At 44.5% G+C, this 22,114-nt stretch carries 17 protein-coding genes; 6 read left to right on the forward strand and 11 right to left on the reverse strand.

Going from position 1 to position 22,114, the window contains the following annotated elements:
• Nucleotides 1–137: 137 nt before the first annotated feature.
• Nucleotides 138–1,151, forward strand: coding sequence for an RNA-guided endonuclease InsQ/TnpB family protein (locus F6K38_RS20280; protein WP_502709584.1), 1,014 nt, complete (start codon nucleotides 138–140; stop codon nucleotides 1,149–1,151).
• Nucleotides 1,152–1,440: 289 nt separating this feature from the next.
• On the opposite strand, the gene F6K38_RS20285 is transcribed toward F6K38_RS20280, so the two are convergent.
• From F6K38_RS20285 to F6K38_RS20300, 4 genes are all read right to left on the reverse strand, one after another.
• A complete protein-coding gene (locus F6K38_RS20285) occupies nucleotides 1,441–1,707 on the reverse strand; it encodes a hypothetical protein (RefSeq protein ID WP_287249034.1) in 267 nt (88 codons plus the stop codon).
• Nucleotides 1,691–7,111: a WD40 domain-containing protein gene (locus F6K38_RS20290; RefSeq protein ID WP_287357256.1), complete on the reverse strand. Its 5,421-nt coding sequence runs from the start codon at nucleotides 7,109–7,111 to the stop codon at nucleotides 1,691–1,693. Before F6K38_RS20290 ends, F6K38_RS20285 begins: the two co-directional genes overlap by 17 nt.
• A complete protein-coding gene (locus F6K38_RS20295; protein ID WP_287265276.1) occupies nucleotides 7,057–8,418 on the reverse strand; it encodes a P-loop NTPase fold protein in 1,362 nt (453 codons plus the stop codon). Before F6K38_RS20295 ends, F6K38_RS20290 begins: the two co-directional genes overlap by 55 nt.
• A gap of 77 nt (nucleotides 8,419–8,495) precedes the next feature.
• Entirely contained in the window at nucleotides 8,496–8,771 is a 276-nt protein-coding gene (locus F6K38_RS20300) for a hypothetical protein (protein WP_008178783.1), read from the reverse strand.
• Between the two features lie 114 nt (nucleotides 8,772–8,885).
• Here F6K38_RS20300 and F6K38_RS20305 point away from each other — a divergent pair, with 114 nt between their 5' ends.
• On the forward strand, nucleotides 8,886–9,020 hold the full coding sequence (locus tag F6K38_RS20305; protein WP_287249029.1) for a hypothetical protein: 135 nt from the start codon (nucleotides 8,886–8,888) through the stop codon (nucleotides 9,018–9,020).
• 199 nt (nucleotides 9,021–9,219) lie between these two features.
• On the forward strand, nucleotides 9,220–10,725 hold the full coding sequence (locus tag F6K38_RS20310) for a GTP-binding protein (RefSeq protein ID WP_008178786.1): 1,506 nt from the start codon (nucleotides 9,220–9,222) through the stop codon (nucleotides 10,723–10,725).
• Nucleotides 10,726–10,860: 135 nt separating this feature from the next.
• On the opposite strand, the gene F6K38_RS20315 is transcribed toward F6K38_RS20310, so the two are convergent.
• Nucleotides 10,861–12,492, reverse strand: a complete 1,632-nt coding sequence (locus tag F6K38_RS20315; RefSeq protein ID WP_287249027.1) for a mechanosensitive ion channel — start codon at nucleotides 12,490–12,492, stop codon at nucleotides 10,861–10,863.
• Between the two features lie 1,195 nt (nucleotides 12,493–13,687).
• Between F6K38_RS20315 and F6K38_RS20320 the strand changes: the two genes are divergently transcribed.
• Nucleotides 13,688–14,152: an SRPBCC family protein gene (locus F6K38_RS20320; protein WP_008178794.1), complete on the forward strand. Its 465-nt coding sequence runs from the start codon at nucleotides 13,688–13,690 to the stop codon at nucleotides 14,150–14,152.
• A gap of 43 nt (nucleotides 14,153–14,195) precedes the next feature.
• Here F6K38_RS20320 and F6K38_RS20325 read toward each other — a convergent pair whose 3' ends face one another.
• A complete protein-coding gene (locus F6K38_RS20325; protein WP_287265278.1) occupies nucleotides 14,196–15,017 on the reverse strand; it encodes a SirB1 family protein in 822 nt (273 codons plus the stop codon).
• Between the two features lie 292 nt (nucleotides 15,018–15,309).
• Nucleotides 15,310–15,456 (reverse strand): hypothetical protein, encoded by a 147-nt coding sequence (locus F6K38_RS20330; RefSeq protein WP_008178798.1) that lies wholly within the window; start codon nucleotides 15,454–15,456, stop codon nucleotides 15,310–15,312.
• Nucleotides 15,457–15,517: 61 nt separating this feature from the next.
• Here F6K38_RS20330 and F6K38_RS20335 point away from each other — a divergent pair, with 61 nt between their 5' ends.
• A complete protein-coding gene (locus tag F6K38_RS20335) occupies nucleotides 15,518–16,504 on the forward strand; it encodes an aldo/keto reductase (RefSeq protein ID WP_008178801.1) in 987 nt (328 codons plus the stop codon).
• Nucleotides 16,505–16,525: 21 nt separating this feature from the next.
• On the opposite strand, the gene F6K38_RS20340 is transcribed toward F6K38_RS20335, so the two are convergent.
• The 4 genes from F6K38_RS20340 to F6K38_RS20355 all read right to left on the reverse strand — a co-directional run bounded on the left by F6K38_RS20340 (nucleotide 16,526) and on the right by F6K38_RS20355 (nucleotide 19,686).
• Nucleotides 16,526–16,705, reverse strand: a complete 180-nt coding sequence (locus F6K38_RS20340; RefSeq protein ID WP_008178803.1) for a hypothetical protein — start codon at nucleotides 16,703–16,705, stop codon at nucleotides 16,526–16,528.
• A gap of 106 nt (nucleotides 16,706–16,811) precedes the next feature.
• Entirely contained in the window at nucleotides 16,812–18,053 is a 1,242-nt protein-coding gene (locus F6K38_RS20345) for an SH3 domain-containing protein (RefSeq protein WP_008178805.1), read from the reverse strand.
• Nucleotides 18,054–18,133: 80 nt separating this feature from the next.
• Entirely contained in the window at nucleotides 18,134–19,012 is an 879-nt protein-coding gene (locus tag F6K38_RS20350; RefSeq protein ID WP_008178808.1) for a universal stress protein, read from the reverse strand.
• Nucleotides 19,013–19,509: 497 nt separating this feature from the next.
• The gene (locus F6K38_RS20355) at nucleotides 19,510–19,686 is read right to left on the reverse strand and encodes an NblA/ycf18 family protein (RefSeq protein WP_008178810.1); all 177 of its coding nucleotides are present in this window, start codon (nucleotides 19,684–19,686) and stop codon (nucleotides 19,510–19,512) included.
• A gap of 849 nt (nucleotides 19,687–20,535) precedes the next feature.
• Here F6K38_RS20355 and F6K38_RS20360 point away from each other — a divergent pair.
• On the forward strand, nucleotides 20,536–22,114 hold a 1,579-nt coding region (locus F6K38_RS20360; protein WP_287357258.1), incomplete at its 3' end, for a 5'-3' exonuclease H3TH domain-containing protein.

Genomic DNA, 22,114 nt, shown 5'->3' on the forward strand with positions numbered 1-22,114 from the left:
TCTAATGTGGAGGTACCAATGAAAGTGTGTTCCTATCATGAGGAGCCGTATGACGGGAAACTGTCACGTACGGTTTTGGAGACGAGTCGCAGAGGTAACTCTGCGGCTTAGTTTAATACTCAACTGTCCTGCAACAAATGCTAAGACAGTTGGATACCGCCTTCTCAAAATTCTTTAAAGGTGAAGCAGGGTATCCCAAACCCAAAAGACGTTCTCGTTACCGGAGCTTCAAGTACTCACCAGGTCAAGTAAAACTTGACGGCAATCGAATTTACTTGCCCGGAATAGGATGGATGAGATTTTATAATTCTCGTCCTATCCCAACAGGTTTCACGATCAAATCTGTGACCGTGCGTCGAAAGTCACGGGGTTGGTTTGTCAGTATTCAGATCGAGGACAAATCAGTTCCGTTACCTCCGGTGAAAACTACTGATGAAATCAACCCAAATTGTGTCAAAGGATGCGATTTAGGTATCAATAAACTTGTCAGTACTTCTGATGGCGAAACTATTGCAAATCCATCTAACACTAAAAATTACAAGCGTCAAAGAAGGCGCTTGAAACTAAGACAAAGAGCTGCGAGTCGGAAGCAGAAAGGCTCAAATAACCGCAAAGAATCTTTTAGTAAGGTTGCGTCGTTACACGAACGGTTAGCCAATAAGCGTTCTGCGTACCATTGGGAAGTGGCTAAAAAATTGACCGATGGTACAGATGCCCTGGTTTTTGAAGATCTCAACATTAAGGGTATGAAGTCTCGTTGCAAACCCAAGCCCAATCAGGATGGTGGGTATGTCCGCAACGGACAATCTGCCAAAAGAGCACTCAATCGTTTAATATCTGAAGCCGCCTGGGGAGAACTAGTTTTGAAGGTAGAAGTCGTGGCTGGGAAGTCAGGCATAGCGATCATCAAAGTCAACCCTAAGCATACATCTGTTGAATGCCCGAAATGCCATCACATCAGTGCAGACAATAGAGATGGGGAAAAGTTCCTCTGTACTGAATGCGGATATCACGATGATGCTGATGTGAACGGTGGTGTAAACATTAGGAACAGGGGTTTAAAACAACTGGGTATTGACCCCATCCAGCTACCCTCGGTGCGTTCGCGTAGCGTGGCCTACGGCCAGGGAAAGTTACGCCCATGGAAATAACAGCCACTTAGGTTGTGCCTGGGAATCCCCATCCCTCTACAGGGTGGGGAGGTTCAATAGCGTTGGGGTTAACCATAGAACAAGTTGCCCAAGCTTTAGAATTAGAGGTGGAACAAGTTACACAGGTGGTTCAGCAGTCTTCTGATAGTTGACATATTTAGGGTTTGCTGAATAAGTCGTAATTTTCGGGTTTGAATAGGTGTTAGGTGTTAGGTTTTAGGTTAATGGTGAGGTTAATGGTTAATGGTTTTAGGGAATTTTCCATGAAGGTGCAAGGTTTTTGAGCCTATTAGATACCATTTTCTTGCACTTGGCGAGACCAAAAATGATTGAAAGCCAACTGAAGCATGGCTTCCACACTTATGCAGCAGACCCTATTTAGGTAATAGGTAATGGGTAATGGGTAATGGGCAATAGGCAATAGGCAATAGGCAATAGGCAATAGGCAATAGGCAATAGTCAAGAGTTCATAAACTATAGCGCTGCTCCCGATTCCCGATTCCCGATTCCCGATTCCCGATTCCCGATTCCCTACTCCCTTATAGTGAAAATCCACAAAGCTGATCCCTCTGACCCTCACGGTTATAGTGCCAATAATCGTACAACCAACTACAACCGCGCTGTAGCAAATAATCCACATCTAAATTCCACAAGATCACGGTTTTGTCTTTACTAGCAGAAGCTAGCCACTTGCCATCGGGACTAAAACTAACTCCAAACACCGAATCGTTGTGTCCCTTAAAGGTATTAATTAAATGTCCATCCCGACTCCAAAGATTAACCGTTGTATCACCACTAGCAGATGCGATTAAGGTTCCATCGGGACTAAAACTAACCCAATTCACGGCACCATTATGGCCTTTCAAGGTATTGAGTAACTTGCCATCACGATTCCAGAGTTTTACCGTGCCATCACTACTAGCAGAAGCAATCATCTCGCCGTCTGGACTGAAACTAACCCAATTCACCGCATCATTATGCTCTTGATTATCCCCTTCTAAGGTTTTGAGCAACTTACCCTTAGTATTCCAGAGTTTTACAGTCCCATCATTACTAGCAGAAGCAATCTGCTTGCCATCTGGGCTAAAACTGACTCCCCAAACTTTATCCTGGTGCCCCTCTAAGGTCTTGACTAAGGTGCCGTCTAAATCCCAGAGTTTCACGGTTCTGTCAGCACTAGCAGAGGCAATTAACTTACTATCGGGACTAAAACTAACTCCCCAAACCTGATCCTGGTGTCCTTCTAGAGTATTAAGCAAGGAGCCATCTAAACTCCAGAGTTTAACCGTTTTATCTTCACTAGCGCTAGCCATAATCGTGCTATCAGGGCTGAAACTAATTGCAGTCAAAGGTTCACCATGAGCCAAGAAGGTTTTGCTGGTACGATCCTTACGCCTCAAGAGTTGAATGGTATTGTCTGCACTAGCAGTAGCAATCATTTCACCATCGGGGCTGAAACTTACACTTCTGACAGTTTGATTATGGCGGATCGGTGCCAGTATCCCCCCGTCACTAGCCCAGAGTCTAATGGTTTTGTCTGCACTAGCCGATGCAATGGTCTTGTTGTCGGGACTGAAAGTGACATCTACCACCATTTCGCTATGTCCAGCCAAGGTTTCGATTAATTCCCCATCACTGTTCCAGAGTTTAATGGTGTGATCAGCACTAGCCGTAGCTAGCCTCTTACCATCGGAGCTAAAACTGACATCAAGAACCCAATTACGATGACCTTCGAGGGTATCAATTAATTCCCCATTAGTTTGCCAGAGTTTGACAGTGTTGTCTGTACTGGTAGAGGCAATAGTGTTGCCATCAGGACTAAAACTGACACTCACCACTGGTTTGGTATGAGCTTGCCAGGTTTTCAGGAGTGTTCCGTCCCTGCGCCAAAGTTTGATAGTTTTGTCCTTACTAGCAGAAGCAATTAACTGACTATTGGGAGAAATACTAACCCCCAACACTGAATCACTGTGACCAGTGAGAGTATGGAGTAAAGCACCATCTTTACTCCAAAGTTTCACAGTTTTATCCTCACTAGCCGATGCGATCATCTGGCGATTGGGGCTAAACCTAACACAATGGACTGTTTCGGTATGCCCATCTGGCCCATCTAAGGTCATTACTAGGGATCCATCCTTACCCCATAGCTTGACGGTTTTGTCTTCACTACCACTAGCCAGCATCTGACCATCTTGACTAAAACTGACACTTTGGATTCCAGCCCGATGACCTCGGAAACTTTTGAGCAACTTACCGTTTTTGCCCCAAAGTTTGATAGTCTTGTCTCGACTCCCAGAGGCAATCAGCTGACCATCTGGACTAAAACTGACACTACTAACCCAATCTCGATGTCCCTTTAAACGGTTGCGTTCTCTGACCCCATAAACTGCCTGTTGTAGAGCAGTGACTACCCGTGTCTGGGTCTCTGCATTCACCCCAAGGGATTGCTGCAATTGCTGGGCTGCCTCTAAACTTAGGATTAGGGCATCAAAGGTTCTGTTGGCATCAACTAGAGCTTTTGAGGAGTAGCTCAGGTCACTCAAATGGTTGTTGGTTTTACTGATAGCGTAGCGAACCCCAAGTATACCGGTAATCACCATCAGACTGAACAATGCCATTCCTGCCCAACGTGCTTCTCGCAATCGTTGTCTGAGAATTCGATTCAGCTTTTCTTCGGTTTTCCTTTGTTTTTTAGTTATTTCAGCCAGTTGGTTTTGGAGTTCTTGTTCTTTAACCAGTTGCTCAATTTTATCCTGGCTCTGTTTGTCTTTCTGGCGCAGATTTTCTAATTCTGCTTGCAGTTTCGATTGCTTTTTCTTGCGGATAACGTCTACCAGGTAATCGTGAACCAGTTGATAGCGGTTGATCGTAATTTCTGGTAATATAAATACTAATCCTGATTTCTCAAAAATTTCTAATATTAAATCTAATGTATGGTCTTCTAAGGATGATTCTATGGCTAGCTCCGAGCGATTCTTAAGGGGTCGATTTTTATTGTCATCAATGAGTAACGACAACACTAGCCAAGCCGCTGTTTCATTCTCAGGACCACAATCTTTAATAACTTTTTCTAAAAACCGTTCCACCAGTTTGGCTTTGGGACCATGGTGCTGATACTGAGCTAAAGTCGTAATATTTTCAGCTTGGAGTTGAGCACCTACCACTTGCAACTCAATGGGACGAACTTCTCCAATTTCAGATCCTAATTCTCTGACTAATTCGTCAACTAAAGCTGGCTCTAAATAAAAATTAGCCCGATGGGTTAAGCTTTGAATAACTGCATAAGCATCTTCTAAGGAAAAATTGACTAATGGATAACGAATCTTTTTATCTAAGATATTACTTTCTATAACTTCCCAAGTATAATGTTCTAGTTCTAGTAATTTATGTAAGGCGTTATCTCGGATAGAAAAAATTAGTTTTAAATAGGGTAATTTAAGACAATTTACTAAAAAAATATAAAACAGTTTGCGTTGGTATTGATGGGAATAAACGGAGAAAAACTCTTCAAACTGATCAAAGATTAAAACCGTTAACAAGTTATTGTCGGCGTTGTGTTGTAATTGCTCCAGGATAGAATAAATTAGATCGTTACCATTACCGTTACCATTAGAATTTATAAATTTTTCCCTGATCAAGAGGTCTTCATTTCCATTTCCTGATACCTGATCGGCCAAGTGTTTATCTAGTTCCCCCACCCAATCGGTGTAAACTTGTACCACAATCGGTAACCCAATGCGATCGCCAAGGGGTCTATTTTTGAGTGCTGGCACTAATCCGGCATGAACAATGGAACTTTTTCCAACCCCTGACTGACCATGAATAACTGTCAGTTTGTGATCAGCACGGGTAATCCGTTCCATTAAGCGGTTTACATCTCGCTGACGTCCGGAAGCTGCCATTTCCTGGGGAATAAGGTCTTGTGGCTGTACGCCATGCCAGCTGGGATTATTAGCTCCTCGTGGTGGCTGTAGACGACTAGCACCAATGAAGGCACGGAAGCCATACAGCTGCTCCACTGCCCGTTGTTCTTGTTTAATCCGAAATGCTTCTAGGTATTGCCCTTGTTCAAAGTAAAGGCTACGTAATCGTTCCAACAGGTGCAGGTAACGCTGAGGCTCATAGTGATAATTGCTGGATTCTATGGCATCTGCTAGTTTATGACTCGCTTTTTCCAGCTGCTTGACCGCTTCTGCTAAATTTCCCTGCTTTCCTTGGGATTTTACCAAAAATAATCGATAGAGCTGGGCTAATAGCAATGGATGCAAGCCTTGGTCATGGGGCTGATCATCAGCAGCAACAACCAAAATTAATAGAGCTTTCTCGGCTAATTGAACAGCATCGTCCCATCGGGATTGCTCAAGGGCTACTTCTGCCAGAAAACCGTAATCTTGGGCTAGTTGCACCTGAGTCCCATAGGTTTCATGAAGGGACAGAGCCTGTTGAGAGGTGGTTTGTAAGAATGACCACGCTTGTAGATGCTGCAGCAGTTCAGCTAGCTTACTAATAAAAATAGCCACCAGATCGTGACGCCCCGCTTGGGTGAAAATTCCCATACATCGATGCAGATACGGCCAAGCTTCTTCCCAATAGCGCTGTTTATGAGCTTGATTTTGGTCAGCCTGGCGACAGTAACACAAACCGAGATAAAACAATAATAACCCCTGCCGTTCTAAGTTATCGGTTTGCTGCCAAACTCTTAAGCTTTTACGAAACCGCTTCTTGGCTAGATTTATGCGATCGCGTTTATAGTCATCTAGACCCAAAACAAATTCTAGACTAGCGTCTAATTCCTTGTCCAAGGTAATGCCACGACTGTGCAAATCTTTTAGGGCGAAATCCAGTTCAAATCGACGTTGGTTTTGCAGTGCTGAGTTTCTGGAATAGGTAATACAAATATCGGGGTTGGTTGGTTGGAGGTTGGTTGGTTGTTCGCGTAGCGTGGCCTTTTGGCCAAGGTTGGGAGGTTGTTCGCGTAGCGTGGCCTTTTGGCCAAGGTTGGGAGGTTGTTCGCGTAGCGTGGCCTTTTGGCCAAGGTTGGGAGGTTGTTCGCGTAGCGTGGCCTTTTGGCCAAGGTTGGAATGTTGTTCGCGTAGCGTGGCCTTTTGGCCAAGGTTGGAATGTTGTTCGCGTAGCGTGGCCTTTTGGCCAAGGTTGGAATGTTGTTCGCGTAGCGTGGCCTTTTGGCCAAGGTTGGTTGTTCGCGTAGCGTGGCCTTTTGGCCAAGGTTGGTTGGTTGGTTGGAGGTTGGGAGGTTGTTCGCCTTTGGCGTTCGAGTAGGGTAGGTTAGGATTTGGGATTTGTGGCGTGGTTGAGGGGGAAGGCTTTCCAGAGTTCAATAGACAGGCAAATACCATTTGAGCCTTTTGTCCGAGAAAATTGACTAACTCTGTGGTGGTCAGTTCAAACTTGAGGGGAGTGGCTGCCCAACTGGCAAAATCTGGTGCCAACCGGATCAGTTTTTGCAGTACTTGGTCATTAACCCACAATATTAGAGGAAAGGTTAGGCGTTTACGAAACTCATCCCGGACTTGATTAGTAGAGGTCAGTAATTCCTCAAGGGCAACCACTGACTCTAAACCAACAATCAGTAATGCGGAATGAGGGGGTGAGGAGGTAAGAGGGTCAAGGGATGAAGAGTCAATGGGACTAGAACTCTGCCTGTTCCCGCATCTGTCTATCCCCTTGTCCTGTCCACGCCCCAATTCCCTGTGTTCGTAGTTTTGGATGGTGGTATAAAGGGTGGTAGCTGATGGCGGTATGATAAACTCTGTAATCTGGTATTGCGGCTGACACAGTGCTTTGAGGCGTTGCAGCATCTGTTGTTGCAAACCCTGGTAGTTACATCGCACGATCACAAGAGAAAATTCCCCTTGTGAAAATGCGATCGCTCTAGAGAGAGCCTTTAATGTACTATCGTTGTATTGGGCAGCGTCTGCTGGTGATTTTGTTTCAACCATGACTTAAACTGCGGTGCCTCTTCTAATGCTGGATTTATACCAAACCAATTTCCATCGCGATCGCGGTATTCAAAGACAAACATACTGCGCAATAGAGTTTGGTATTCCGTATCACCCCTGACTTTTTGCTGTTGCACCACCTGAAACAGCAATTCCCACTCCTCATCAGTAATTGATGAGATCAGATAATCGCGACGTTCGAGAATCACATTTTCTAAACACTCACTGGGAATCGGTGGGTTTTCTTGCCTAAGACAATCAAACAATAATCCTAGCAAGTTGCGCACATGACCACCACTAATTCGGCACAAGCGGTTTAAGGTTTCTATATTATCAAATACTTCCGGGAGCAAAGCAAATTGTTCCTCAGTAGTTTGATTGGGGAAAGCTCTAACCAGTACCATTTCTCGTAGCAAAGCCATGCCATCGGGAAACTCCTTACCTGTGCGCAGTTTAACTGGCACCATCGGTAATATTTTAGGAGTAAGTCCACCACCTAAGCGATTCTTCAGGGTTTCGCACTCATTGGAGAAAGTTAACGCCAAGGGAATTGTGTACACAATATGGCAATTGAGTCGGCGTAACTGTTCACCCCGGTCAATGAATAAGTATTCTGGTTGCGTACGCCCAGAGGGTAAAGGGCGAATATCCACCCGGTCCAGATTATCCACAATCACCACTAGTCCCGCCTTACCCTTTTTCTTCAGGGTAGTGGTAGCAGGTTTTAGTAGTTCTTCATTAATCGAGTCTAAGATGCCACTAGTGCGAGGTTCGAGATATTCCCGTAATCGACGCCGCAGTTTAGGACTTTCCTTAGTTTTAGCCGTTATTTTGCCAATGCCTACCGACAATTCTGCTTCAGCACCTAATTCAATTGGTGTGCGCAAAAAATCGGTAATTTCTGTAAAAAGATTGACAAAATAGCCTGGTTTTATATTAATTTTAATTTTCTCCAGACTTTCACTGACTTGACCAGCTATACTCAGCAAAATATCGCTTAGATCAACATCAGCCATGTCTAAATCTTGAGACGACTCAAAATAAACCACATGAAATTTTTGTTGCTCTAATTCAGCTTTTAGTCTAAGTAATTCTGTGGATTTACCACAGCCAATATGCCCTGTAAATAGCTGACAAGTCGGCTCATCTGGAGAAATTAAGGTGATGGTTCGCTTGAGGGATTCAATAATTTTATTTCCTCTGACTGGGGAAAAATCAATATAGTATTTTCTATCATTGACATCTCCCATACTCAGGGGCTTGCTGGGATTACAAGCTTTGTAGAATCTTGGCAGATCTAGTACCATTATAGCGTAATTTTCCTTCCTGATTTAGTCGCAGGACAATGCTAATTCCCACGTTTTTTTAGCACCTAACTTACCTTTTATAAAAGCGTTTTGCTAACCAATAAAGATGCCCCCGTCAATTCTGAACATATGTCTAGCCACTCACACTTTTGCTCTTGGTCTTTTGCTTCATCCCGGCTGGCCAAGGATAACGACGGTGGGTTTTGACTATTGAGTTTACCCTCAAAATTAGTCCATGTTGGTGTATGATCATTAACTTTACCATAATTTACGATTTGGGTATCCGTGAGACTCTGACCTAAGTTCAGTAGCATCGGCAAGGTTAGACTAACACTTAAGAATTGGCTGATCATCTCATATCTCTCCTATGGTTTGCATCGAATCAATGGTGTAAGGCAATGATTAACTCTTCGACAGCTGTGGGTTGGAATCAGGAAGTTACCAGGGATGAATAATGGCTGTAACCCATGTCAGCTGTGAAGCATCTATGTAAGCATTCAGCCGTCAGCTTAAGCGCTACGCGCACGCTGCGCGAACAGCTATCAGCCATTGGCCGTAGGCCACGCACGCTACTTGAGGTGCTTTGTGGCACAGGCAAATAGTTTGTGCCACAGGCTTCGAGGCTGGAACCTAACTCAGCATTATTCGAATGCTTACTTCTTTTATTCAAAAGCTGACGGCTGACGGCTGATAGCTGAATGCTTACGCATCTATTTCTATATTCGCCCTCTTCTCAAAAGTGATTCCTGAACTGATGCTCTAGGATCGAAAGCAGAAGTGTCCTAACCAGGAGGTGCCGTTTTGACCGAATTCTGGCCTGAGTCTGACTCTGTTAACTCTCTAGATTTTGATCAGGATTTAGATAGCGCAATTTCAGGTTTTGAGCAAATCCAGGCAGAACTGAACTACAAACAGGCACAAGACTCCCTCAGGGATCTAGTCGCTAATCTTGACTTATCCCGTAGAGAAAAAGCTGGTTTAGATGCTCAAATCCAAGACTTAGGCAATCTGCTTGAGAAGCTGGAAAATACCTGTATCCAAATTGCGGCCTTTGGCATGGTGGGACGAGGGAAATCCTCTGTACTCAATGCCTTAGTCGGTCAACCTGTATTTGAAACTGGTGCCCTACATGGGGTGACTCAGAATGCTCAAACTGCCCATTGGCAGCCCCATAATCAAAGCCATAATCAAAGCCCTAGTCAAACCTCTAGTCAAGAAACCCCTAGTCCAAATCATAGCCAACAGGATATTCTACAGGTTGCCCTACCCAGTATTGGTAATTCCCAAATTCAGCTAATCGATACCCCAGGGATTGATGAAGTAGATGGGGAAACTCGGGAAGCCTTAGCTCTAGAGGTGGCTAAACAGGCAGATTTACTGCTGTTTATTATTGCTGGTGATATGACTAAGGTAGAGTACCAAGCTCTATCTCAGTTAAGAGCTAGTGGGAAACCGATGTTACTGGTGTTGAACAAGATTGACCAATATCCCGATGCTGATCGCATGGCAATTTACAGAAAAATTCGGGATGAACGGGTCAAGCAGTTGCTTTCACCAGCAGAAATTGTGATGGTTGCTGCTTCACCTTTGGTATCTGTAGCAGTGCGATCGCCTAATGGCAACATTCAGGTCAAGCGCCGCCGAGGGAAACCCCAGATTGAAGATTTGAAACTAAAAATTCTGGAGATTTTACATCGGGAAGGTAAATCCCTTGTTGCTCTTAACACCATGCTTTACGCGGATGAGTTGAATGAAAACTTGGTCAACCGAAAAATGAAGATTCGGGATGACAGTGCCAATCAAATTATCTGGAAAGCAGTGATAACTAAAGCATTTGTGATTGCTCTCAATCCAGTTACTGTTGTGGATATCCTCACCGCTACTGTAGTTGATGTGGTAATGATTCTTACTTTATCCCGTCTCTATGGTATTGCTATGACTGAGCAGGGAGCTGTTCAATTATTACAAAAAATCGCTATGAGTATGGGAGGTATTGGTGCTAGTGAACTCTTGGCTAACTTGGGACTGAGTAGCTTAAAAAGTATTTTAGGCATTTCTGCTCCTGTCACTGGTGGGGTTTCCCTAGCGCCATATATGTCCGTTGCCATCACCCAAGCTAGTGTTGCTGGAGTTTCTGGCTATGGTATTGGACAAATTACCAAAACCTATTTAGCCAATGGAGCATCCTGGGGAGAAGATGGACCAAAAGCCGTTGTTAGACGAATTCTCTCCTCTTTAGACGAAACCTCAATTCTCCATCGCATTAAAGGAGAATTGAGGGCAAGATTATCGAAAGTTGAAGGTTGAAAGTTGTTTGTAAGAATGTAGAATGTAGAATGTAGAATGTAGAATTCTTAATTCTACATTCTACATTCTTAATTCTTAATTCAAAAAGGGCGAACAACCTTGGCCTTTAGGCCACGCTACGCGAATAACTTCGAGTTACTTTTTGAAAGAATCTAGCCATTCTCTAACTTGCTCACCAGCAACATCGCGACCTCCGAGACCGAAGGCTAATGCGATCGCAACCGCGATTGCACCTAAGAGCAAACCAAAGGCTAAGTTCACAATATCAGGGGCAATGCCCATTTGTTGTAGACCTAGGGCTAAAGAAAAGGCAATAATCGCAATCCTAGCTACTTGTGCCAGGATATTTGATTGGCGAGCGCCGGAGCCAGTAATCAAGTTGAAAGCAAAATTGGCTAGGAATAGACCGATAGCAAGGACTACTAACCCGGACAGCACCCGAGCACCAATGAAACCAACCCCACCGACAATGTCAGTTAAGGCGGGAATCTGTAACACATCCGTTGCTGCCACAATACCAGCGATCATGATACCAATCAGTACAAGCAGTCCCGCTAGCTCAGAAGGGGTGCGACTGGTAAGTGGGTTCTGTGGTGTGTCTGATTCTGCTATTTCATCAGTTGTTTCATCAGTGGTGCTAGGAGCGCTGGCGGAAAAACCTAGCCAATTAAATAAATTGTTGAAGCCAAGGTCTGTCAGGACGTTGGTGAGCAGATCATTAACAAACTGTCCGATTACGTAGAAAACTGCCAGAATACCAGCCGCAGCAAATAGTTTGGGGATGGTATTAGTAACCTGGCTTAACATTGCGATCGAAGGGCCAGAGATGGCCTGGATCTGCAAGGCATTAAGGGCAGCGGTAGCAACGGGAATCAAAATCAGGACATAGACAATCGTACCGATAATCCCCGCTAGGGAGCGACCACCAGAGCTACTTAGTCCAAACCGCTCCCCGATCTGATTTGTACCTGCTGCTGTCAAGAAACTAGTGACAAGACGTTGCACAAGTTGAGCAATAAACCAACCAATAGCACCAATTGCTATGGCTGCGCCAATATTGGGCACAATCCCCCAAATCTCACCCAGCATAGTTAGTACTGGATCGAGAGTTCCCTGTAAGCCTAGGGTCTCTAAGACCGATGGCAGAAACAGTAAGAAGATTAAGTAGTAAAGGGCATTGCCAATGGTTTGAGCCAGAGAGAACTGACTAGTACCACCATCGCCGACTTGCTCACCCAAGCGCTGATCGAGATTCAATGCATTGAGGGTCCTGACTACTATCATCTTGACGATAGTTCCGATTAACCAGGCAATGCCCAATAGAATCGCCGCACCAAAGACACTGGGGAGGAAGCCGAGGATGGTGTCTAGAAAACTATTCAGGGGTCCGGAAACCGTATCTAGCTTGAGGGTTTCTAGAACCGCCACTACCGTGAAAACGATGATAATCCAGAAAACTGCCCCGGATAACCATTGCTCAATGGGAGGAGGCTCGCTTCCTGGCTGACCGCCAGTAGCCCACTGAGCAATGTTGTTGTCAATATTGGTGCGATTCAGTACTGCTTTGGTAATACCAGCAGCAATCTTAGCAAGGATAAGACCAATGACTAAGATTGCGATCGATTTAACCACATTCAGTAAGGTGGTTCCCCCATCTGCCAAAACTTGGTCTAATGCGGGAACTCCTGTCTGGGCTAAAACCAGGTGTGCCGATGGCTGCACACCCACTCCTACAATTTGGAAGATACCTTCCCAAGTTCCATTCATAGTCTTTGTTCTTACTTAAATTGTCCAATGTCACAGGCAACCCTAAGTTTTTTAAGTTCCTTGTGACTACTGTGGTCTGGTGAGGAGCACGGTATTATCGTCTCAACTAGATAAGTTGAGCAGCGGGGAAGCTGCGCGTCTGGTGACCCCAGAGGAACCGAGACGCTGCGGTATAGACTGCCGTCCCAAAAAGAGCTGGACAACAAGAGGTGCAGTTGTTGTGCTTTCCAGTTAAAGCCGGAATCGCCGATTCTGCACAAGGTAACGTTTGCCTCGCCAACGTTGTTGGTCGGTACTTTCCGAACCGCACTGTCTTAGCCCTCGTCTAATTGTTTAACGACTCGGTTCTAGAGCTTGGAGCGGGCAAAGTACCCCAAGGTAGGAACTTTAACACTTGCCAACAACGTAGATCCTTTACCTTAAGGGCAACCCCTTGGGTCAAGGTCTTAGGCTGGTCAGCTACCTGAAGGGAGGCTATCTACGCCTGGTCTCTTCAGAGGAGGGTGCTGACTGAAAATAACCTTGAGCAGAAGGTACGACAAGAAGATTTAAAAGTAAAGGTTGAGATGTTCATGGAGAACGTTTTACTCCTCAAATTTTCCACAGATGTGGCTTAATCTTGCCTAACTGACAAATCTTGACCCAGGAGTGCTGATAGAATTTACCCATAGTTGCCGACAGGAGTCAACTGCTTGGCTTAGGGGGTCTTACCCCCGCTGGTTAGCTGGGTAACTTGATTGAGTGTTGAATCGGCATTTGCCCCGATGTGACGTCGGACACTCGGGAGCTGAAAGATTTCTTGGTAGGTTTGTCAGTCACTCAAGACGTAACCCTTATATTTAGAGCGAATTGATGTACAAAAATCAAGTCTTGATTAATTTTTCCTCCTCACAACTCTAGTGGTCTGGTAGTGTGGCTAGCTGCCACGGTAATCAAGATAGTTCATTGAACCTCCCCAACCGGTATAGGATGGGGATTCCCAGGCACAACCAACTAAGTGGCTGTTAACTCCATGGGCGTAACTTTCCCTGGCCGTAGGCCACGCTGCGCGAACGTTCCGGGGGTAGCCGGGTAGGATCGATACCCAGTTTTTTCGCTTATTAACGCCATTGAGGGGAAAAGAATACCCCGTCCTCTTAGGTCTCGGATGAATTTTCCCCTCAAACTCCCCTCTTCGATAATGTGGAAATTTTACATGCAAAACGCCCAAATTTTTGAACAATCCATTAAAATTAATGCCAGCGCCACCATTGTCGAGCGCTGTATCACTGACCAGAGCTTAATGCATCGCTGGCTCAACCCGATTTTGCGTTGTGAATCAGTGGGGCAGTGGAGTACTGATGTCGGGAGTCGCTCGCGGTTTATTATTAACATTCCCTGGTTGCAGCCCACTCTCAAGAGTGTGGTTATTGACCGCAAGCCAGGGTTAGTGGTTTGGCAGTTCCAGGGTTTTTTCAAAGGACGAGACCGCTGGGAGTGTCAGCCAGCTGAACAAGGCACCCGTTTGGTCAACCGTTTTGAATTTGAAATTCCCAACCCCATCGTTAGCTGGGGATTCAACAGCTTTGCTGCCCAATGGACTCAGAATGATATGAAAGCCCAACTCAGACGCCTTAAGTTAGTAGCAGAGGAGATTTACCGACGTGAGTGTAGTCATTAGGGATTAGGGATTAGGGATTAGGTAAACATATGCATAGAAGCCTCTACAGATTTCCGATCTGTTGAAGTAACCGACGAATGATATCAGCATCCTCAGCTTGGGGCAGGATTTCCAAATAATGTTCCAAATCCTGGCATGCTTCTGATAAATATCCCAACTGGGAGTAAATCAGCCCCCGATCCCGCAGTTGTACCGGTGCATTAGGAAACAGCAACAACATGCGCTCAACTGCGGCTAGCGCTCTAGGTAAGTCTTGGCCATTGAGATAAATCAATTTAAGATTCATGAGCATCCTTGCTAACAGCTGCCGATTACTCACCGGTGCTAGGAAACTTGGTTGTAGGGTTACCGGATGACCATAAATTTGGGTTAGTCGTTCCTCGCAATCTTGTTCAAATAAAATCTCACCACCATCGAAAGCATCTACAAAGATCCCCACCTGCTCAAACTCTGGGCGAATTAGGAAATGCCCTGGCATCCCAATACCAACCATGGGAAAATCAAGGCGTCGAGCGACTTCCAGGTACACCACCGAAAGGCTAATCGGAATACCTGTGCGCCGATCCATGACCTGATTTAGGAAACTATTACGGGGATCGTAGTAATCACTGCTATTGCCCGAATATCCTAGGTCATCATAGAAATACTGATTAAGAGTTTTAATCACTCGCAGGGGATAGCGTTGCTCAGGCAAACGCTCCTCTACTTCAGATGCCATCACATCTAAGGCATTCAAGTAATCATCAATAGCCAGATCCGGGTATTCTTCCTCAGCTATGTAAAGCGCTGCTCTTGCCAAATGAATTTGGTCATCTGGCTGATTTATTTCTGTGTAAAACCCTTGACGCCCTAAGGTAAAGTCCATCTAAAATTTCCTCAGCTACTATGAATATAGCAGAAGTCAGAAGTCAGAAGTCAGAAGTCAGAAGTAAAACTATTGCTATACTTAGCTTTGAGACTTTTGTCATGTCCTAACTGCCCTGGCGACTGCTATATATAGTATTTTTATGTGATAGGTAAACATAAGATTGATATCAAAAGGGAACAGGGAATAGGGAATAGGGAACAGTGTCAAGATATCTGAGGAGTTTTTAGTGTTATCATAAAGCGATACAGTTGCTGATAGGGAAGGGCTGCATCAATACAGGGATAAGAGTTTAAGTTTTTTTTCCTGATTTAATTCCAGTTGCCAAACCTGTATGTTTATCGGCGTAGATAATGTTTCCACCATTGGAATAGATAAAGTTAGCAATCTTGGCGACAAGTACTTTGTCAGCTGTTTGCGTAGCGTGCGCGTAGCGCATATGCTTAGGTTGCAGAAACCAGGCTAAAATACGGGCAAACCTACTGTAAAATAGGCGAGCGATGACACGTAAAACAACTCGACGTCAGTTGATCGTGACCAGTGTTGCTGCTGCGGGTGGTATTGTTGGAAGTGCAGCATGGCATCAACAGCAGTCTCAACTGTCAGCAACAGCAGCTATTCAACTGCCAACAGCAGCTACAATGCCAGAACGAGTGTTAGGTAAAACGGGGGTGAAAGTTCCAATCTTTGGATTGGGAGGTGCAGGAAAAACGCCTTTGTCGAAGATGAATCGAGAAGCTGATGCCGTCGCCCAAATTGAAGCGGCGTTACAGTTTGGAATTCGTTATTTTGATACGGCGGCTAGTTATGGCCCCAGCGAAGAATATATGGGTAAGGTATTACCCGCTTATCGCTCTAATCTATTTTTAGCAACAAAAACAGCACAACGAGATCGAGATGGGGCTTGGCGAGAGTTAGAGCGATCGCTTAAACGCCTTCAAACTGATTCTATCGATTTATGGCAATTACATCATGTTTCTTTTCACGAAACGTTAGATCAGATTTTTAGTCCCAATGGCGCTATCAAAGCCTTTGAAGAAGCAAAAGAACAAGGAATTGTAAAATATTTAGGTATTACCGGACATCACGAACCGGATGTGATTGCAGAAGGGTTGCGGCGCTATCCCTTTGATACCACCTTAATTTCTCTCAATGCGGCAGATGTTCATCATCCTCGTCCTTTTGCCAAAACTGTTTTACCAGTGGCGCGAGAGAAAAATGTAGGAGTCGTTGCTATGAAAGTTCCGGCTTATGGCAGGTTATTCAAAAATGGTGTCTTAGATGGAATGGATCAAGCTATGGGTTATGTTTTGTCTCTGGAGGGAGTACATTGTTGTATTATTGCTGCCGAATCCGTCAAGCAATTAGAATCAAATTTTAAAGTAGCCCAAGCATTTCAATCGTTGAGTTCAGAACAAATGACTGCTATTGAAGCACGGACAGCTTCTGCTTGGAAAGACAATACATTTTTCCGGAAGTGGACTTAAAATTATGTAAGCATTCAGCAGTCAGCGGTCAGCCGTTGGCCAGGCTAGGGGAATGGCCAAGCTACTTGAGCTGCCGTCAGCTGACTTAACAGAGATTAAAGCAATGCTTACTTGTTTGATTCCAAAGCTGAGAGCTGATAGCTGAGAGCTGATAGCTGATAGCTGAATGGTTAAAGAATTATAGCTTATAACAACGTGCATGCTCGATACTTACAGATCAGCAGTAGGGTGCGTTATTAACGCACCCTACAATCTTAGCTGCATCGCTAGATCGACAATGCTGCCAGATCTCAGCCAGATCTCAGCGTTAACCCACTGGTTCTGACTCCTCTTCTGGCTTAGACTCAGGACAATAGATCAGATACTTGCCAGTAACGTAACCTTGTAAGGGCGCAGAAATAGGAACCCAGCCATTATTTCCACGATTAACAATCGTTACCTTAGAACCATCAGCGAGAATTCCAATAATCTCGCCATCATTTGACGGTGCTTTGCGGACATTTAAACCCTGTGGTGCTGAAACTTGCCGACAATTCTCTTCAGATGGTGGTGGTGTTGGACAAGGTTTTATCGTAACAAACTGGCCAGACACATAACCGATTATGGGTTCTGAAATCTTCAGCCAGCCATCGGCACCTATACTCTCAATCTTGACCTCAGTACCATTTTTTAATGTACCGATACTGGGACCACCAGGGGTTGAACGCACGATCAGATCACTACCACGAGTGGTAACTGTACCACACTGTTCTTTGACGGTGGGACAGGGTTGAAGATATGCCTCAGACACATAACCTTTCTGGGGCGAAACAATCGGTACCCAACCATCAGTACTAGTACCCTTGATAGTGACCTTAGTACCATTTTCTACAACACCGACAATGGTACCACCGGGGGTCGCACGCACATTGAGCGGGTTACCCTTAGTCGAAACTAGACGACATTCTTCTTTCGGAGGAGGAGGTGGACAGGGTTTAAGATACCGGTCGGAAACATAACCTTTTAGGGGAGAGACAACCTGTACCCAACCATCAGTAATGGTATTGACGATAGTGACTTTAGCGCCATTGTCCAAGTCACCAATAATCTTACCACCAGGACTCTGACGTACATTCAGACCCCTGCCAGTATTGGTCGAAACTATGCGACATTCCTGTTTAGGTGGTGGTGGACAGGATTGGAGATACCGCTGAGAAATATAACCTGACAAGGGAGAAGAAATTTTTGCCCAGTCTTGGTTTACTATTTGCTCAAGGGTAACCTCAGACCCGTTTTTGACAAAACCGATAATCCGGTAATTGCTACCGGGTCCACTGCGGACATTGAGATCACTGCCTCTAGTCACCACTTTGCGGCAATTGTCTGTAGCCGCAGCAAGTTGAAATTTTACCTGGTTCTCAAATGAGATGTTTTCTAAACGAGATGATGGGGTAAATTGAGCGATCGCAGGACTAGTAGCATAAGATGGCGCAGGAAAAGCTGTAAAAGCTAGCGCCACAGAGATGCACACCACTAGTAATCTTCGCCAACCACTAATCTTTCTGATCATATGTTGGATTTATTATTCACTATCAAAGTGGAACGGCTTTATTTTATTAGAACTCTGCATAAAACCCTATACTCTCGATCCTAGCTTTGTGGTGGAAAGAAGAGAACAGGGTGCCAGCTGCTGCGCATTAAATCACCGGCTAAGCTACGCACTGACCAATCTAAGAATTTTCCTTTGTGATCGGAAGAGATTGCGATCGCAGTAATATCAAATTCTAAGGCTGTGTCTAAAATCTCTTCACGGGGATTGCCCACTCGCACGTCCGTATTGACCTGTAAGCCCAGCTCTTCTAACTCTGCTTTTACTGGTTCTAGCTTGTCTTGAGCTTTTTGTAACTGAGGGTCCTTGGATAATTCTCTGCGCCCCCCTTCGCTGACTACCCACAACAGCATACACTGCTTGATTGAGTTATCTGGTGCTTGTTTAGCATACTCTTTGACCCTTTCGACGGTATAGTTCGAGGCTGTAGTGCCGTCATAGGGAATTAGTAAATACCGGAATAGATGTTTGCAGCGTAGATCGAGTTCTTCGCAGGTGTAAGCTGAAATCAGTTGTGGTCGCAGCATTAGCAATGGTGTACTACATTCCTTGGTCAAGGTTGCTGTAGTGCTACCGAAAAGCTTTTCTTGTAATAAGCTGCGCACTGGCGTGCCAATCAGGATGACATCAGCATCGTAACGTTTGGCGATTTTAGGAATACTGTCACTAGGACGACCTGAGGTCACTTCGATGTGAACCTCTACCCCTTCAGGTATATTGGTCAAACCCTCTTCAAAGCGGCGGCGAGCTTGTTCTATTCCTTCTTCATCAATACGAGGTATTTCTCCCTCTTCCCAAAGCGGAACAAAGTTGCAGAAGATGATTTTCTTGAGCCCACCAGCCGCTAAACTGGGGACAAAATCTACTAGCCGATATAAACCGTCGGAGAAGTCGGTGCAGACTAGGCAATGCTGAAACATATGCAGGGAGGATCGCTTTTTCTTAGAGTTTCTTTCAGACTAGAACAATTTACAATTACTTTAGATAGTTTTAGATAGTTTGGGATTATTTTATATAAATTTATCAACTATTCATCCTGGCTGCCCTAGAGTGAATTGGGGTATTGCCAATCCGTAAGCTATCAGATATCAGCGAACAGCGATTAGCGCTACGCGCACGCTACGCGAACACCTTGTGAATAAAACAGGTAAGCATTCGTTTAATATCTGTTACGTCTACTGACGGCTGAACGCTGAAGGCTGAAGACTTCCCTTTAAGCAAGCCTACGGTGATAATACTTACGCTGATGATATTAGTTAACAATAAGTTGAATCAATCAATTTTAATTTTAATTAAATCTTAATATAATTCGAGTTGACGCCCCAGCATCCCCAGCTCCTTTCCTACCTACGGAATTGAGCAAGAGAAGGAGGTCGCGGCTCAATTAAGGCCAATAACAATCAGACTAGGGCTTTAGCTATAATCCCCACTCGTGTTTTAGGACTTCTTTGTACATTGTTTCACGCATCATCATTTGCTCATAGAGTTTGATTAGGAATTCCTGAGCTTGCTCACGGCTCATTTTCTGGACCTGAGATTCAAAGGACCGCAGGTTAAATTTTTGTTCCAGGGAAAGTTCTACAGGTTTAGACATAGTTGAGCTCCTTAAAAACTAATCATGGGTTTTGGCTGGCTAGAGCAGCCCTAGTCATGGTCACCCTAGGTATCGGTAAATGTATCAACCGTTAACCTATCTGACCTTTAATGAAGAATCGTAACAAGTATTTGACAAAATTGCCATATTTTGATTTTGCATGACGTTAGAAACAATCGTAGACTATTTCTAGGAAGTTTCCTGGCTAGGATTGATGCTGTCCAATTCGGTATAGTTGTTTCTTATACTCCATAAAACAAAAGTTGATGCCTTCATCATCAACAGGACTTACGCAAAAATAGACACACCACAAAGGTGCTGAATTGCTAGGATTCTTTAATAACGCACCTTACCGGTAGAGTTACTGAGTAAGCTGTGAGCAAAACACTGCTCAGGTTTCGTTAATAACACACCTTCCCGGTAGAGTTAGTGAGTAAGCTGTGATCAACACATGGCTATTCCATGCGATCGCATAAGCGCGGAAGCTGAGGCCGTAGGCCACGCGGGGCGCGTTCGCTTCATCGCAACGCCGATCAGACAACCAGCACCCGAACGGAATAGTAGTTAGTTGACTATATGGTAAATTCCCGAGTTCAGTGAGTGGCTTCGATGCGATTGGCCGTAGGCCACGCGGGGCGCGATCGCTTCATCGCAAAGTCGATCAGACAACCAGCACCCTAACGGAATAGTAGTTAATTAACTATAGTTGAGATCCCATTAGCCAGTTAACCTATACCCTAGACAGTTAATGATTCATCCTTAGTTACTTACCTGCTAAGCCTCAGTTAATCCGGAATTCCCTGGCTGTCAACAAACAAGCCATCGCTACAATATCGCTAAAATAGGGATATGCCCAAATCTACTTCTTCTGACAACTCTCCCCCGATCCCTGATGATTCGCCAATGGCAGCATCCCCGCTACTGATTTTAATTGATGGTCATTCTCTGGCTTTTCGCTCCTATTTTGCTTTTGCCAAAAGTCGTCAGGGTGGATTACGGACTAAAACTGGAATTCCGACCAGTGTCTGTTTTGGCTTCATTAAATCTTTGCTAGAGGTAATGGAGTCAGAAAACCCGAATGCGATCGCAATTGCTTTCGATACCAAAGAAGCCACCTTTCGCCAACAAGCCGATGCTACTTATAAAGCCAATCGCACCGAAACACCAGAAGATTTCTTACCAGATGTCAAGAATCTCCAGCAGTTACTACAAGGGTTAAGAATCCCAGTAATAACTTCTCCTGGTTATGAAGCTGATGATGTATTGGCAACCTTAGCTCACCAAGCTATTGATCAAGGCTATCGTGTCAAAGTTGTATCTGGCGATCGCGATTTATTTCAACTAGTTGCTCCAGACAAAGGAATTACCGTTTTATATCTCAGTGGTCCGTTTTCTAGGGGGAGTGCTACAGTTGGCCCAACGGAATATGGCTTAGAGGAAGTAGAAGCAAAATTGGGAGTATTACCTTCTCAAGTCGTGGATTATAAAGCCCTCTGTGGGGATCCATCCGATAATATTCCTGGAGTTAAGGGCATCGGAGCAAAGACTGCAGTTAAGTTACTCAAAGAATACCAAAACCTGGATAATATTTATGCTTCCCTTGATACTATTAAGGGTGCCGTTAAGAAAAAGCTAGAAGTAGGTAAGTCAGATGCGGAACATGCTCGCTATTTGGCTCAATTACGATTTGATACTCCTATCGATATTGATTTAGACCAATGTCAGCTCCAAGGATTCGATCCTCAAGTGCTCAAACCGCTATTGGAGCGATTAGAATTAAAGTCATTTATCAGTCAAATAGATAAACTTCAGCAGCGTTTTGGTGGCGTAGTGCTAGAGGATATCGAAACTAGTGCCCCAAATGATACTGTTAGTGATACTGTTTCAAATACTGATAGTGATACTGATACTCAGGAAGATGATGATATTTCCTTTTTCAGTGTAGCGGAAACGGAAGAGTTTCAAGAGCAAGGGTCTAATACTGGTTCGATTCAACCACAAATTATCGATACTGTAGACAAGCTCAATCAATTAGTTGAACAGCTGAAATACTATACCGATGCTGGAAATCCTGTGGCTTGGGATACAGAAACCAGTGATTTGGAACCACGAGATGCTCAGTTGGTGGGGATTGGCTGTTGTTGGGGAAAAGAACTTACTGATGTTGCTTATATTCCTATCGGTCATAAAGATGGGACTAATTTAGATAAGGATATAGTCTTAGAATCCCTACGTCCAATTTTAGAAAGCTCAGATTATCCCAAAGTATTACAAAATAGTAAATTCGACCGACTAGTCTTACGTTGTAACGGGATTCAGCTAGCAGGAGTTGTATTCGATACCATGCTAGCAAGTTATGTACTTAATCCTGAAACTAGCCATAAACTTAGTGACTTAGGGCTGCACTATTTGGGAATAGAAGCACAAA

Source organism: Moorena sp. SIO3B2, assembly GCF_010692525.1.
Lineage (GTDB): Bacteria > Cyanobacteriota > Cyanobacteriia > Cyanobacteriales > Coleofasciculaceae > Moorena > Moorena producens.

Coding starts and splice junctions, on each gene's coding strand:
- F6K38_RS20280 (WP_502709584.1), top strand. CDS start 138: ATGCTAAGACAGTTGGATACCGCCTTCTCAAAATTCTTTAAAGGTGAA.
- F6K38_RS20290 (WP_287357256.1), bottom strand. CDS start 7,111: ATGGTTGAAACAAAATCACCAGCAGACGCTGCCCAATACAACGATAGT.
- F6K38_RS20295 (WP_287265276.1), bottom strand. CDS start 8,418: ATGGTACTAGATCTGCCAAGATTCTACAAAGCTTGTAATCCCAGCAAG.
- F6K38_RS20300 (WP_008178783.1), bottom strand. CDS start 8,771: ATGATCAGCCAATTCTTAAGTGTTAGTCTAACCTTGCCGATGCTACTG.
- F6K38_RS20305 (WP_287249029.1), top strand. CDS start 8,886: ATGTCAGCTGTGAAGCATCTATGTAAGCATTCAGCCGTCAGCTTAAGC.
- F6K38_RS20315 (WP_287249027.1), bottom strand. CDS start 12,492: ATGAATGGAACTTGGGAAGGTATCTTCCAAATTGTAGGAGTGGGTGTG.
- F6K38_RS20320 (WP_008178794.1), top strand. CDS start 13,688: ATGCAAAACGCCCAAATTTTTGAACAATCCATTAAAATTAATGCCAGC.
- F6K38_RS20325 (WP_287265278.1), bottom strand. CDS start 15,017: ATGGACTTTACCTTAGGGCGTCAAGGGTTTTACACAGAAATAAATCAG.
- F6K38_RS20330 (WP_008178798.1), bottom strand. CDS start 15,456: ATGCGCTACGCGCACGCTACGCAAACAGCTGACAAAGTACTTGTCGCC.
- F6K38_RS20335 (WP_008178801.1), top strand. CDS start 15,518: ATGACACGTAAAACAACTCGACGTCAGTTGATCGTGACCAGTGTTGCT.
- F6K38_RS20340 (WP_008178803.1), bottom strand. CDS start 16,705: ATGCACGTTGTTATAAGCTATAATTCTTTAACCATTCAGCTATCAGCT.
- F6K38_RS20345 (WP_008178805.1), bottom strand. CDS start 18,053: ATGATCAGAAAGATTAGTGGTTGGCGAAGATTACTAGTGGTGTGCATC.
- F6K38_RS20350 (WP_008178808.1), bottom strand. CDS start 19,012: ATGTTTCAGCATTGCCTAGTCTGCACCGACTTCTCCGACGGTTTATAT.
- F6K38_RS20355 (WP_008178810.1), bottom strand. CDS start 19,686: ATGTCTAAACCTGTAGAACTTTCCCTGGAACAAAAATTTAACCTGCGG.